At 71.7% G+C, this 13,659-nt stretch carries 15 protein-coding genes; 5 read left to right on the top strand and 10 right to left on the bottom strand.

What is annotated here, in order from left to right; genetic code table 11:
* From DID98_RS33710 to DID98_RS33700, 3 genes are all read left to right on the top strand, one after another.
* Positions 1–102, top strand: a 102-nt coding sequence (locus DID98_RS33710) for a hypothetical protein (protein ID WP_148093550.1), incomplete at its 5' end; no start/stop codon positions are given.
* Positions 103–319: 217 nt separating this feature from the next.
* On the top strand, positions 320–1,063 hold the full coding sequence (gene phbB / locus DID98_RS33705; protein WP_044847445.1) for an acetoacetyl-CoA reductase: 744 nt from the start codon (positions 320–322) through the stop codon (positions 1,061–1,063).
* 198 nt (positions 1,064–1,261) lie between these two features.
* Positions 1,262–1,462 (top strand): hypothetical protein, encoded by a 201-nt coding sequence (locus DID98_RS33700; protein WP_044847444.1) that lies wholly within the window; start codon positions 1,262–1,264, stop codon positions 1,460–1,462.
* Between the two features lie 80 nt (positions 1,463–1,542).
* On the opposite strand, the gene DID98_RS33695 is transcribed toward DID98_RS33700, so the two are convergent.
* From DID98_RS33695 to DID98_RS33650, 10 genes are all read right to left on the bottom strand, one after another.
* Positions 1,543–1,860 carry a hypothetical protein gene (locus DID98_RS33695; RefSeq protein WP_124488573.1) on the bottom strand — a complete coding sequence of 106 codons (318 nt, stop codon included), beginning with the start codon at positions 1,858–1,860 and terminating at the stop codon, positions 1,543–1,545.
* Positions 1,857–2,393: a hotdog family protein gene (locus DID98_RS33690; protein WP_124572109.1), complete on the bottom strand. Its 537-nt coding sequence runs from the start codon at positions 2,391–2,393 to the stop codon at positions 1,857–1,859. The genes DID98_RS33695 and DID98_RS33690 overlap by 4 nt, the downstream gene beginning before the upstream one ends.
* On the bottom strand, positions 2,390–3,208 hold the full coding sequence (locus tag DID98_RS33685) for a beta-ketoacyl synthase chain length factor (RefSeq protein ID WP_124521012.1): 819 nt from the start codon (positions 3,206–3,208) through the stop codon (positions 2,390–2,392). Before DID98_RS33685 ends, DID98_RS33690 begins: the two co-directional genes overlap by 4 nt.
* A complete protein-coding gene (locus DID98_RS33680) occupies positions 3,205–4,428 on the bottom strand; it encodes a beta-ketoacyl-[acyl-carrier-protein] synthase family protein (protein WP_124572108.1) in 1,224 nt (407 codons plus the stop codon). Before DID98_RS33680 ends, DID98_RS33685 begins: the two co-directional genes overlap by 4 nt.
* Positions 4,429–4,491: 63 nt before the next feature.
* Positions 4,492–5,385 (bottom strand): polysaccharide deacetylase family protein, encoded by an 894-nt coding sequence (locus tag DID98_RS33675; protein ID WP_124572107.1) that lies wholly within the window; start codon positions 5,383–5,385, stop codon positions 4,492–4,494.
* Complete coding sequence (locus DID98_RS33670) at positions 5,382–7,865, bottom strand: MMPL family transporter (RefSeq protein ID WP_124572106.1); 2,484 nt, start codon at positions 7,863–7,865, stop codon at positions 5,382–5,384. The genes DID98_RS33675 and DID98_RS33670 overlap by 4 nt, the downstream gene beginning before the upstream one ends.
* Positions 7,865–8,521, bottom strand: a complete 657-nt coding sequence (locus DID98_RS33665) for an outer membrane lipoprotein carrier protein LolA (RefSeq protein WP_124572105.1) — start codon at positions 8,519–8,521, stop codon at positions 7,865–7,867. Before DID98_RS33665 ends, DID98_RS33670 begins: the two co-directional genes overlap by 1 nt.
* Entirely contained in the window at positions 8,518–9,492 is a 975-nt protein-coding gene (locus DID98_RS33660; protein ID WP_124572104.1) for an acyl-CoA synthetase, read from the bottom strand. The genes DID98_RS33665 and DID98_RS33660 overlap by 4 nt, the downstream gene beginning before the upstream one ends.
* Entirely contained in the window at positions 9,489–11,258 is a 1,770-nt protein-coding gene (locus tag DID98_RS33655; protein WP_124572103.1) for an AMP-binding protein, read from the bottom strand. The genes DID98_RS33660 and DID98_RS33655 overlap by 4 nt, the downstream gene beginning before the upstream one ends.
* Positions 11,259–11,323: 65 nt before the next feature.
* On the bottom strand, positions 11,324–11,968 hold the full coding sequence (locus DID98_RS33650; RefSeq protein ID WP_124521015.1) for a hypothetical protein: 645 nt from the start codon (positions 11,966–11,968) through the stop codon (positions 11,324–11,326).
* Positions 11,969–12,532: 564 nt separating this feature from the next.
* On the opposite strand from DID98_RS33650, the gene DID98_RS33640 reads away from it, so the two are divergent.
* Together DID98_RS33640 and fabG are read left to right on the top strand one after the other, a co-directional pair.
* Positions 12,533–12,817: a phosphopantetheine-binding protein gene (locus DID98_RS33640; protein WP_014896047.1), complete on the top strand. Its 285-nt coding sequence runs from the start codon at positions 12,533–12,535 to the stop codon at positions 12,815–12,817.
* Positions 12,818–12,932: 115 nt separating this feature from the next.
* Positions 12,933–13,649 carry a 3-oxoacyl-ACP reductase FabG gene (gene fabG, locus DID98_RS33635; RefSeq protein WP_124488583.1) on the top strand — a complete coding sequence of 239 codons (717 nt, stop codon included), beginning with the start codon at positions 12,933–12,935 and terminating at the stop codon, positions 13,647–13,649.
* The last annotated feature ends 10 nt before the right edge of the window (positions 13,650–13,659 follow it).

The following is a 13,659-nucleotide window of genomic DNA, read 5'->3' as shown; positions in this document are numbered from 1 at the left end:
ACGCTGTTGCACGAGATGGCCAAGCGCGATGCGAAGCGCGGGCTGGCGTCGCTGTGCATCGGCGGCGGGATGGGCGTCGCGCTCGCGGTCGAGCGCGGTTGAACACGGTCTGACGATAGTGCACGCGTGCGGCGCCGGCCAGCGCCGCACACATATGCAGCAAACTTCGCGCGTAACAAGCTGCCAATAACAAGCGTGATGTTCCGGTGCGCGCCACGTCCGCCCTGCGGGCGCCAGCGCATCGCAGCGGCGGGGCGGCAGCATGTGCCATGCCGTCGCCCCGCACCTTTGACTACTTTTCTTGTCGGTAACTCATAGGATGACTAAGCGAATTGCAGTTGTGACGGGTGGGATGGGCGGTCTCGGCGAAGCGATCAGCATCCGGTTGAACGATGCGGGCTACCAGGTCGTCGTCACGTATTCGCCGAACAACACCGGCGCCGATCGCTGGCTGACCGAGATGCACGCGGCCGGTCGCGAATTCCACGCGTATCCGGTGGACGTGGCCGATTACGATTCGTGCCAGCAATGCGTCGAGAAAATCGTCCGGGACGTCGGCCCGGTCGACATCCTGGTGAACAACGCGGGCATCACGCGCGACATGACGCTGCGCAAGCTCGACAAGGTCAACTGGGATGCGGTGATCCGCACCAACCTCGATTCCGTGTTCAACATGACGAAGCCGGTCTGCGACGGCATGGTCGAGCGCGGCTGGGGACGCATCGTCAACATCGCGTCGGTCAACGGCTCGAAGGGCTCGGTCGGCCAGACCAACTACGCGGCCGCGAAGGCCGGCATGCACGGTTTCACGAAATCGCTCGCGCTCGAGACCGCGCGCAAGGGCGTGACGGTGAATACGGTGTCGCCGGGCTACCTCGCGACGAAGATGGTGACGGCGATCCCGCAGGACATCCTCGATACCAAGATCCTTCCGCAGATTCCGGCGGGACGGCTCGGGAAACCCGAGGAAGTCGCGGCGCTGGTCGCCTATCTGTGCTCGGAAGAGGCCGGTTTCGTGACGGGCTCCAACATCGCGATCAACGGCGGCCAGCACATGCATTGACGCGCGGCGGCCCGGGCGGCGTTCGCGCGCGCGTCCGGGCCGTGCTCCCGCTGTATCCAGCGCCGGGGCGGCGCGCCCGCGCGCGGTGACCGAACACGGACGCAGGTTCGCCGCGCATGCGGCGGGCCGGGCGCGCCCGCGCACCGGCTACCGCGTCGCGGCACGCACGCCGCACCGGCCTCGCATTCCGGAGGAGGCATGGGTGACACCTGGATGGGACTCGCGATCGGCGGCTCGGCACTGGCCGTCGCGCTGACGATGGCGATCGCGCTTCACTGGCTCGAGCGGCGCCGCGCGCGGCTGCTGCGCAACTTCGATCATCGCGATTGCTGGCTGGTCGCGTACGGCAAGTGCTTCGCGCGCGGGCCGGCGCGTCGCACGCGCGGCGGCGCGCGCTGACGGCGGCGGTGCGGCACCGCCGCGTTCACGCGTCGTGCCGCGTCCCGCGCATCCGTCTGCGGTGCGCGGGACGTTCGCACTCAATCGCTCTTTCGCGCGCCTTCGCCTGAATCGTTCTTGTGGAAGATCCGCTTCGTCGTGCGCTTGGTGGCATCCCAGCCTTCGCGCGACGCGTGCGCGATGCCGTGGCCGACCGTCTTCGCGGCGCTCGCGGTCGCGTGGCCGAAACTGCGCGCGGCCTCGCCGGTCTTGTGCGCGGCTTCCTTCGAATCGCGCTTGATGTCCTGCTTCACTTCCGACATGTCCGCGTGCGCGATCGGGCTGATCAGCGCGAGAACGAACGCGGTGCAAATGAACTGACGTGCTTTCACGGCCTGGTTTCCTTGGGGCTGGTTCATCTAGGGTCCGCGCGGCCCGCGGGCGGCGCAACGCGCACGCCGGTTGCCGATGCATCGAGCATCACCGCGGCGCGGCCGCCGAGCAACACGCGCTCGCCGCAGCGCAGCGTGAAGCCGTACAGCACGGAGCGGTCGTCGCCGCCGATGCGTTCGGCGTCGACGATCAGCGGCAGCTCGAACGTGTCGAGCCGGTCGACGAACGCGTCGACGTTGCGCACGCTCGCGAGATAGCCGGCGCGCGGCCGCGCGGGTTCCGCCTGCGCCTGCTGCGCACCGAGCAGCGCGCCGTGCACGGCCATTGCCTGTGCCGCATATTCGATCCCGCAGACCGACGCAAGCCGGCCGCGCGAGCGCAGCGGGTTGTGCGGGGCACGGTGGCTCGTCGCGCTGCAGCGGATGCGCGCGGCGTCCCACGCTTCGACCCGATCGAGCAAGCACATCGCTCCGTCGTGCGGAATGTGCGTGGCGATCCATGCGCGGTCGAGCGTGGCCGGCGCCGGCGCAGGCATCGGCGTCGAAACGGGCGTCGTCATCGCGCGTGCCCCGCCGCGGCATTCGGCAGTGCGATATCGACCTGCACGCGCGTATCTTCCAGATAGTCGAGCACGACGCTCGCCGCGCGCCGCGCCGCGAGCGCGTCGAGCAGCGGCAGCGCGCGCGCGGCCGGATTGCCGGTGCGCAGCGCGTCGAGTTCGGGGTTCGCGAGCGTCGTCGCCGGCGCGTCGGTGAGCCGCACGTCGATGCGTGCGAGCGTGCGTTCGCTCGCGTCGGGCGCGAGCACGAGCGCGACGCCGAATGCGTCGACGATCGGCCGCACCGCGTGCAGCGGCTCCGGATAGTCGGTGTCGTAGGCGATCAGCAGGCTCGGCACGCGATCGACCATGACCTGGCACACGCTTTCGAGCAGGCCCGCGGCGAAGCTGCCGTCGTGCGCGCACAGCACGTTTGACGTCGCCATCGCGCGGGTCGCGATGCTCCAGTAGCCGGCCGGCGCGTTGTGCACCGAGTTGTGAAAGCGCGTGGGCGACAGGTGGCGATCGTCGCCGGCGAGGGTCTCGCAGATCGCGTGGCAGTTCTGGCCGTCGCCGCCGGACGCGCTGAACACGGTCGCGAGCGTGGCCGCATCGCGCCCGCTCGCGGCTGCCGCTTCGAGGCCGACCGCGAGCGCGACGCGCACGACGGGGCCGGTGCGGCGGCGTTCCGCCGGCGGCAGGCCGGCAGGCGGCGGCAGCACGGTGCGCGCGCTCGCATAGGCCGCGCGGCCCGCGAGCACGTCGGCCGCGTGCGGCCAGTCGTTCAGTCCCGGCCCGACGAGGCCGACACTTTCGATGAAGGCGGTGACGGTCATGTCGGCTCCCGGCGGCTCGCATGCCCGGCGCGGCCGAAGATCAGGCTGCAGTTCGTGCCGCCGAAGCCGAACGAATTCGACAGGACCGCACGCACGCACGCATCGCGGCTCGCGAGCACGTAGTCGGCGGCCAGCGCCGGGTCGGGTTGCGTCGTGTTGACGCCGGCCGGCACGAACTGTTCGCGCAGCGCCAGCGCGGCGACGACCGCTTCGAGGGCGCCGGCCGCCCCGAGCGTGTGACCGGTCGCGCCCTTCGTCGAACTGCACGGCGTGCGCGCGAGCAGCGCGCCCACCGCGCGGCTTTCGGCGGCATCGTTGCTGGGCGTCGCGGTGCCGTGCAGGTTCACGTAGTCGATGTCGCTTGCAGCGAGGCCGGCCGACGCGAGCGCCTGTTCGATCGCGATGCGCGCACCGAGCCCTTCCGGATGCGGCGACGACATGTGATGCGCATCGCTCGATTCGCCGATGCCGAGCAGCAGGATCGCGTCGCCGTCGAGCGCGGCGGGCGCGTCGGGCACGCGTTCGAGCAACGCGAACGCAGCCGCTTCGCCGATCGAGATGCCGTCGCGGGCGACGTCGAACGGGCGGCACGGCCGGCGCGACAGCAGTTCGAGCGAATTGAAGCCGTACAGCGTCGTCAGGCACAGCGAATCGACGCCGCCGACGACGGCCGCATCGATCAGCCCCGCTTCGATCATCCGGCGCGCGGAGCCGAACACCTTCGCGCCGGACGAGCACGCCGACGAGATCGCCATCGCCGGCCCGCGCAGCGCGAAATACGCGCGTACGAACGCAGCCGGCGAATACGGGTTGTGCGTGTGCGCGTAGCGGAATCCGGCGGGCAGGGCTCCGCTGGCCGGATCGCGCTGCTCGTACGCGCGCTCGGTTTCGAGGATGCCGGACGTGCTCGTGCCGACGAACACGCCGACGCGCGCGGCGCCGTGGCGCGACACGGCCGCCGCGACGCGCGCGTCGAAGCCGTCCTGGACGAGGCCGAGTTGCGCGAGGCGGTTGTTGCGGCAGTCGAAGTCGGCGAGATCCGCGCGCACGGGCTGCGCATCGACGCCGTCCACGGCGCCGATCCAGGTGTCGAGATCGGCGCGTTCGAAGTCGCACGGCGTGAGCCCGCCGCGTGCGTGGCACAGCGCGTCGACGGTCGCGTCGAGGCCGCGGCCGATGCAGCTGGTGGCGGTGAAGTGCGAGAGCAGGAGAGGTTTCACGAGGGTCGTATCCGGTGGCCGGAACGGGCGCCGCAGCGAGGCTGGCGGGCGCGCCGGGCGTGGTCAGATTTTATCAAACGGGGCGGCTGGCATGCCCGGCCCGGCGGGCGGATCGGACGGTGCGGGCGCGAGCGCGGCGCGCAGCGTGGTCCAGTGCAACTGCGCATCGGCGGCCGCGTGCAGCAGCGCGGGCAGCACGTCGAGCACGACCGGTTCGCCACGCGCGTCGCGCGCCGCGTGGCCGTCGTGCACGAGCAGGATGTCGCGCGCAGCCAGGCCGTTCAGCAGGCGGTGCGTGACGGTATCCGCATCGCGCGCGCGGGTGTCGAAGCCGCGGCGCGTCCAGCTGGCGAGCTGCAGGCCGAACTCGCACAGCACCGGCTCGAGAAACGGATTGCGCAGGCCGGCCGGCGCGCGGAAGAAGCGCGGGCGCGTGCCGGCGATCTCGGTCAGCGTCTGCTGCGCGGCCGCGATTTCACGGCGCAGCGCGGCGGGCCCCGACAGCGAGAACGTATGCCGGTGCCGCTGGCTGTGGTTCTCGACCGCGTGGCCGCGCGCGACGATCGCTTCGATCCACTGCGGATGACGGCGCGCGAGATCGCCGATGCAGAAGAACGTCGCGCGCGCGTCGTGGCGATCGAGCAGGTCGAGCACGCGCGGCGTGACGTCGGGGTCCGGGCCGTCGTCGATCGTCAGCGCGATCCGGCGGCCGGCGCCGGCCGGCAGGCGCGTCCAGTTCGGCCCGAGCAGCGCGCTGCGCGGCCACAGGCCGGCGGCGGTCAGTGCGAGATGCGACGCGACCACGCCACCGGCGGCCCACGGCCATGCGGCCGGTTGCGCGACGACGGCCGCGAGCGCGCCCGCGTGCAGCGCGGCCGTGCCCGCGATCAGCGGCGTCGGTTTCCAGCGGCGCGCATCGCCGGGCTGGCGAGGCGGAACGGACGACGGCGCGTTCATGCGCGACCTCCTGTCGGCTCACGATGAGGGCTGCCAGCGGCCACCGCCGCCGCGCGCGGCGCGAGAATCGCGGCGAACGCGAGCGCGAGCATCGCACCGGGGCCGACGGTCAGCCCGAAGGTTTCGAGCAGCGGCACCCGCGACAGCGCGAGCAGGCCGAAGCCGGCGACCGTCGCGAGGTTCGCGATCAGCAGCGACACGAGCGTGTGCGGCGTGACCGGTTGCGCGTCGTCGCGCTTGCAGAAGAACAGCGCATAGTTCGAGCCGACCGCGACGATCAGCAGCATCCCGACGAGGTGCAGGATCGTCAGCGGCACGCCGGCGAGCGCGAAGCCGGCCGTCACCACCAGCACGGCCGCGACCAGCGGCGCGAGCGCGCGTACGACGCGGCGCGGCGAGCGCAGCGCGATCAGCAGCAGCACGGCGATCGCCGCGAAACCCGCGAGCGACAGCCGGATGTCCTCGTGCACGTAGTTCACGTACAGGCGGTCGGCCTCGGCCTTCATGTCGACGAACAGCGCGTCGGGCACGCCGGCGCGCGCGACGGCCGCGCGAATCGGCGCGGCATCGAGCGCCGGAGCCGCCGGACCGGTGCGTGCGACGTCCGGCGCGCGCAGCGGCAGCATCGCGCGCCAGCGGCCCGCGCGCTCGGTCAGCAGCGCGTCGACGGCGAGCGCCATCGACGTGCCGCGCAGGTCCGCGCGCGTGAGCAGCGGCGCGTGGCGTGCGGCCTCGACATCGGCGATGAACGGAGCGAACAGCTCGGGCCTGACCGGGATCGGCTGGTTCGCGACGGCCGCGCGCATGCGTGCGGCAAGCGTGTCCTCGTCCGGCAGGCTCGCCTGGCGCGCGCGCTGCGCGGCGTCGCTCGGCAGGTAGCGCGCGGGACTTTCGAAGCCCGCGAGCGCGCCGCGCTCGACGAGCGGCTGCAATTGCGCGGCGACCCGTTCCGCGCGTTCGAGCGCGGCCTGTTCGGTCGGCGCGGAAATCACGACGAGATAGCGCACGTCCGGCGCGCCGAGATCGGCGCGCAGGCGTGCGTCGAGTGCCTGCGCGCCAGCGGGCACGGGGCTCAGTGCCGCAAGCTCGCGGCTCCACAGGCCGTCGCGATGCAGCATGAGCGTCGCGCACGCGGCGAGCACGAGCGCGGCGAGCGGCCAGCGCAGCCGCGGCGCGGCAGCGGCCGCGCGCGCGAGCACCGCGCCGACGCGCGACACGTCGCGAATCGCGACGTGCTCGCCGCGCAGGTGCGGCAGCACGAAGCGCGTGACGAGCGCGGCGGCCGTCAGCCCGGCGATCGAGTACAGCCCGAGCTGCACGAGGCCCGGAAAACCGGAGAACAGCATCGACGCGAAGCCGCACACGGACGTCAGCACGCCGAGCCGGATCGTCGGCCAATAAGCGGCGATCCATGCCCGCGTCGCGCCGGCGGGCCGTGCGGTGCCGCGCGAGCCGGCCTGCGCCGATTGCACGAACAGGTAGATCGAATAGTCGACGGCTTCGCCGATCAGCGTCGTGCCGAAGCCGAGCGTCAGCCCGTGGACCGTGCCGAACGCGATGCCGACCGCCGCGATGCCGGCGGCGATGCCCGTCAGCACCGGCAGCAGCCCCAGCGCGAGCGTGCGCGGCGAGCGGTACAGCGTCAGCAGCAGCGCGACGATCAGCACGACGCTCGCCGTCGACAGCCGCTCGACGTCGTGCCGGATCGTGTCGCGCATGTCGACCGAGAACACGCCTGGGCCGGTCATCGCGAGCATGTACGCGGCCGGGTTCGGCAGCGCCTGCGTCGCGGCGGAGAACGCGCGGCGCACCGCGTCGATCGCGCGTGCCTGCGCATCGGTGTCGGAGCCGGGCGCGGCCGTCTGCACGACGAGCACCGCGCGCGTGCCGTCGCGCGACGCCCATACGCCGTCGCGGCTGGCGGGCTGCGCGCCGCTGTCGAGCTGATTGACGAGCGCCGTCACTTCGCTGGTCGGGTCGCGCGGCAGCAGCGCCTTCGCGACGAGGCCCGCCGACGAACTCAACAGGTCGAGGCTGTCGCCGAGCGCCTGGTGCAGGCCGTCCGCGCTGAAGCGCTGCGGCGCGACGGCCGGGCTCAGCAGGTAGCGATGGTCGAACACGAACTGCCGGTCGTGTGTGTCGTCGACGGCTTCGCCGTTGTTGATCGAGGAGAATTGCCGGTCGGCGCGCAGCGTGCCGGCGACGCGCCGCGACAGCGCGGCACGCGTGGCCGCATCGCCGCCGTCGATCGCGACGAGGATCAGCCGCGACACGATGCCGTCGCGCAGTTGATCGACGAGCACGCGCTGCCCCGCGCTCGGTGCGCGCGGCAGGAACGCGGACAGGTCGGCCGTGAAGTTCGCGCGGGCGATCGCGATCCCGCATGCGACGAGCGCGAGCAGCCACACGAGCACCGCGCGTTGCCGCCACGCGGGCAGGCGGTGCGTGACGGGGGCGGGCGGCCGGGTGCGATCGTCCATCAGTTCGCCGGGACGGGTTGCAGGCGCATCGTCGAACGGTCGCCGTCGGCCTGCCGGATCGCGACGCTGCGCAACACGTCGCGCGAGCCTTCGAGCGTGATCGTGCTGACGACCTTCAGCATCCGCGAGTCGAGCGGCGTGAGCGTCAGCGTCCAGTCGTCGCCGCGACCGGCGAGCGCGACCTTGTAGACCTGCTCGAGCGCATAGCGGTTGCCGGCGAGCGTCGCGCGGATGCTGTCGATGAACGCGCCGAGCTCCGGATAGCGCGCGAGCGCGAGCGTGTACTTGCGGTTGTTGCGCTCGACGGTGAGCATGTCGCCGTCGACCACGAGATGTTCGGGCTTCGGGTTCAGCGTGTGCTTCTCGAGATGGTCGGGTGCGACGAACACGAGCTCGCCCGACGATTCGAGCGGCTGCGTGGTGATCGACAGCGTCTTCGTCTCGGTGAACGTCGCGCGCCCCGACTTGTGCTGCGCGAGTGTCGACATCAGCCGGTCGAGGGTCCATGCCGAACCGGTGTCGGCCGCGTGCGCGGGCAGGGCGAGCGCGACGGCGGCCGTGACGGCGAACCTCCGTGCGGCGCGGCGCAGCGCGCGCGGGTGCGGCAGCGGGAACATCGGCAGCGACATCGGCGGAAAGCGGCGAACGGCGGTCATGCGTCGGAATCCCTCGTGGCGGACAGGCCGGCGCATGCGTGCGCCGCGTCGCGGCGCGCGGCGGCCGTGCCGGTCTGCCAGAAATCGAAATAGTTGAACCAGTTGTACGGCGCCGCGCGACAGTACTGGTCGAGCAGCGCGACGTAGCGCGCGAGCGCCGCGTCGACGGCCGCCGCGCGCGCGTCGCGGCGCACGTCGGAAAAATCGGCGAGCGTCTCGAAGTGCACATCGTAGCGATTGCCGTCGCGATAGAGGCCCGTCATGAACAGCACCGGACGCCGCAGCATCGCGGCCATGTACAGCGGCCCGAGCGGGAATGCCGCCGGCGCGCCGAGCAGCGGCAGCCACCGCAGCGACGCGGTCGCGTCGTCGAGCAGCGTGCGGTCGGCGAGCATCCCGACCATGCAGTTCGCGTCGAGGCGTTCGCGCACCTTCAGCATCGAGTCGACCTGCCCGAGCGGAATCACTTCCGGCTTCGCGGCCGGGTTGACGGCGGCGAGCGTCGCGTTGATCTTGCGCGCGTTCTCTTCGAACATCGTGACGACGACGCGCAGGTCCGGGCGCGTGCGGCCGATCGCGCGCACGACTTCGAAGCTGCCGAGATGCGCGCCCATCAGGAATGCGCCGCGCCCGCCGGCGAGCGCGGCGTCGACCCGCGTTTCGCCGTGCAGCCGGATGTCGAACAGGTCGAAGCGGCCGTTCATCAGGTAGATGCGGTCGTGGATCGTCGCCGCGAACGTGAACACGTGCCGGTACACGTCACGCCAGCGCGCGGGACGGCCGAGCACGCGGCGCAGGTAGTCGCGCGACGCGGCGCACGCGACCGGCGAGAACAGCACGAAATAAGTCGCGACGGCATGCAGCACGATGCGCGACGGCCGCCGGCCGAAACGCAGCGAGATCCAGGTCATCACGCGCAGCAACCCGGCGTTGCTGCGTTCCTGGCGCTCGGCCCATGCGGTGCGCTTCATGGCTGCGCGCCGTCCTGCGCGGCCGGCGGCGCGGACAGCACGCCGGTCGCGACGTCGCGCGCACCCACGCGCAGCGTGAAGCGGATCGCGCCGCCGGCCGCTGCATCGAACGCGAGATCGAGCGCCTCGCCGGGCGCGACCGGGCTCAGGAATTTCGCGGAAGCCAGCCGCCACGTATCGAGCGGGCGATTCAGCGATGCGCCGAGTGCGGCGATCGCGTGATCGAGCAGCACGACGCCCGGCACGATCGGACGACCGGGGAAATGACCGGGCAGCGCCGGATGATCGGCGGGAATCGTGAACGCGAGCGGCGCATCGGGCGCATCCGTCGCGGCGCGCTCGCGCACGTCGGCCCCGGCGGCGCGCGTGTGCCGTGCGACGAGCGCGGCGACCACGTCGCGCGGCAGCTTGCCCGTTTCGTTGCGCGGCAATGCGTCGACGAACACGAGCGGGCGCGGCATGAACGCCGGATCGATCCGTTCGCGCAGCGCGCGCTGCAGGTCGGCCGCGGCGAGCGTCGGCGCGACCACGAGCGCGACGAGGCGCGTGACCGGTTCGCGGGTCGCATCGGCGTCGGCCGGCGCGATGTCGTCCGGCATGAAGAACACGCCGTCGACGACGTCGGCAATCGCGTTCAGCTGATGGTTCAGATACGCGAGCGACGTGCGCTTGCCGGCGATGTTGACGAGGTCCGCCTTGCGGCCGTGCAGCAGGAACCGGCCGTCGCCGAGCAGCTCGAGCGCATCGCCCATCGGCACCGGGGTTTCGACGTGTCCGCCCGACACCCACACGGTCGGGCCGCTGTCGTCGCCGGCGGCGTCGTGGTCCGACGCGTCGTGCGCCGCGCGCGCGTCGAGCCGGATGTCCGGGAACGGTTGCCACGCGGCGCCCTGCGACGTGCGGCGCGTCGCGATCTGGCCGGTTTCGGTGCTGCCGTAGATTTCGACGAGCGGCGCCTCGAGCGCGGCCTCGGCTTCGCACGCGAGTTTTTCCGACAGCGGCGCGGTGGCCGACAGCACGAGCGCGGCCGGCGGCAGCGCATGGCCGGCCGACAGCAGCGCGCGCAGGTGGATCGGCGACGTGACGAGCACGCGCGGCTGCGGGATCGCGGCGAGTTCGTCGCGAATGTCGACCGGGTAGAACGGCTGACGGTTGCTGAACGCGAGGCCGCCGATCAGCGCGAGCAGCACCGTCGATTCGAAGCCGTACATGTGCTGCGCGGGCACGGTGCCGATCAGCGTGGCCGCGCGGCCGTCGAGCAGGCCGAGGCGCTCGGCCGCCGCGCGCACGCAGCCGACCAGGAAGCCCCAGGTCTTGCGGTGCGGCACCGGCGCGCCGGTCGAGCCGGACGTGAACACGTACGCCATGATCCGCGACGCGTCGATCTGCGGCACCACGCACGGTGCGTCGTCGGGGAGTTCGCCGGGTGCGGCGTCCGGATACGCGAAGCGCGGCAGGTCGATCGTGCAGTCCGGCGCGTCATGCAGGCAGAACGCGTCGGGTGCGAACGACGCGAGCTGGCGCACCATCTCCGGCGTGTGCGTCGACGGCAGCAGGCTGATCCTGCCGGTGACGAGCGCCGCGCACAGGCTGACCGCGAAGCGGTAGCGGTCGCGGCACACGTTGAACACGTGGCGGCCGGCGGGCAGTGCGGCGGCCACGCGCGCGACATCGGCGACGAACGTGCGGACGGTGACGGGCGTGCCGTCGCGCCAGGCGATCGTCTGGTCCGGCGAGGAATGGAATACCAGCGGGTGAGTCGGCATAAATCGGTCAAAGCGAAAGGCGGTCACCGGCGCGGCCGCGATGCGGCGCCGCGACGGCCATGAATTCATCGTGACGGCTGCGTCGACGCGCGGTACGCGCGCACCGCGTCGACCATCCGCGGCCGCGCGTCGTGCGGCAGCGCGAAGCGCCGGCACGCATGCTCGGCGGCGAACATCACGGCGACGAGCGGCAGCGACAGGTAGTTCGCGAATGTCGACCACGCGACGATCGGCGCGGTCGCGAACAGCAGCGTCGACACGGCGGCGATCGCGACGAAGAACAGCGTCCATGCGAGCGTGATGTGCCGCGTGTAGCGCGCGACGGCCGGCGTGATCGTGCCGTGGATCAGCGTCGCGAAGCGCGTGCACAGCGGCACCTGGCCGGCCGCGAGGGTGCGGCCGAACAGCAGCGCCATCGCGAGGTTGAAGCTCGCGTGCTCCAGATACAGGCCCCATTCGAAATGGCGCGCGAGCGGGATGCGCACGGCCCACAGCGCGACGGCGGCCAGCAGCCACGCCGGCACGAGCCAGGCGCGCCGCGGCGAGCGCAGTGCCGCGCCGAGCGCGAGCAGCAGCGGCGGCACGAGCGCCATCGCGAGGCCGAAGCCGTGCGCGCCGGGCGTCGCGGCCGCGTAGTGCGCGCCGATCTGGTACGCCGCCACCGCGGCGACCGCGCCGGCGCCGCGTACGATGCCGAGCGGCGTGCTCATCGCGGCGCTCCGGGCGCGCGGCGCGGGTGCGCGTTGCCGCCGGCTGCCGCGGCACGGCGGCAAACGGACGGACAAACCGGAACGAGGGGAGCGGACGGGCGCGGCATGGTTGCTGGAAACATCGGGCGGATCGGGGCCGGACGCGTGCGTCGGGCCGTCAAACATCATATGAATGGCGGCCGGGACGCTAGTCCGGGCCGGCTGTCGTGCACGCACATTTTAGGGCCGCGGCGCGGCGGTTCGAGGCAGGTGCAGCCGGGTTTTGTAACCGAATGTATGGCAGCGCACTGAAGCTTTTGCGGCGACGATCCATTTCCATCCGAAGCGGCTCAAGCGTCTGCTGCGATCGGGTCCCGAAACCGGCCGTGGCGGGGCCCTTCAGTCTGTAACCATTCCCCGTATACGTGCCGATACCCATCGTCTAGAATCCGCGTAACTTTTACAAACGATCCCCAATAACGCAGGCGGGGAAGCCGGCAGACGCCGGAGGGACGGAGATTCGCGCGCCTCGCACCGCGCCGGGCGTGCACGATGGCTGCCGTTTTCCGGGCGCCTCCCGCTGCCATGGGCCGCCTGCCCGCAAGCATGATGAACGCACTGGAACAAGAGCTCGCCACGCTGATCATCGGCGAACTGAATCTCGAAGACGTCCCGCTCGAAACGGTGACGGCCGGGACCCCGCTGTACGGCGAGGGCTTCGGGCTCGACTCCATCGACATCCTGGAAATCGCGCTGCTGATCTCGAAGAAGTACGGCTTCGAGCTGCGCTCGGACAATCCGGACAACCAGAAGATCTTCGCGACGCTCGGCGCGCTTGCCGCGTATGTCGCCGCGCATCGCACGAAGTGACGGCGGCGCGCGCGGGCGCGACGCGGCACGCAGAGGATGACGGCACGCGGCGGCGGCGGCTGGATGCACCGCCGCCGCGTCGATCGAGGAGGAACGCGATGAACGGAGCAATTCGATGCGGGCGCTCGTAACGGGCGGCAGCGGCGCACTCGGGCAGGCGATCTGCACGACGCTCGCGCAGGCCGGCCACGAAGTCTGGGTACACGCGAACCGGAATCTCGCGCAGGCGCAAGCCGTCGCGCAGCAGATCGTCGCGGCCGGCGGCATCGCGCATGCGATCGCATTCGACGTGACCGACGCGGATGCGACGCTCGCCGCGCTCGCACCGTTCGTCGACGACGCGCCGGTGCAGATCCTCGTCAACAACGCGGGCATTCACGACGACGCGCCGATGGCCGGCATGTCGCGCCAGCAATGGCACAGCGTGATCGACGTGACGCTCAACGGTTTTTTCAACGTGACGCAACCGCTCCTGCTGCCGATGATCCGCACGCGGCGCGGCCGGATCGTCAACATCGCGTCGGTCGCCGGCGTGACCGGCAACCGCGGACAGGTCAACTACGCGGCCGCGAAGGCGGGGCTGATCGGCGCGACGAAGTCGCTGTCGCTGGAGCTCGCGTCGCGCGGCATTACCGTGAACGCGGTCGCGCCCGGCATCATCGAGTCGCCGATGGCGGAACATGCGTTTCCCGCCGAACGGATCAAGCAGCTCGTGCCCGCGCAGCGCGCCGGCCGGCCCGACGAAGTCGCGGCGATGGTCGCGTATCTGGTATCCGATGCGGCCGCCTATGTGACGGGGCAAGTGCTGTCCGTCAACGGCGGCCTCGCATGACGACGCGCGC

The sequence above is a fragment of the Burkholderia sp. Bp8984 genome, from assembly GCF_003853755.1.
GTDB lineage: Bacteria > Pseudomonadota > Gammaproteobacteria > Burkholderiales > Burkholderiaceae > Burkholderia.
Note: the sequence above shows the minus strand (reverse complement) of the source record. Positions and strands in the feature narration are given on the sequence as shown.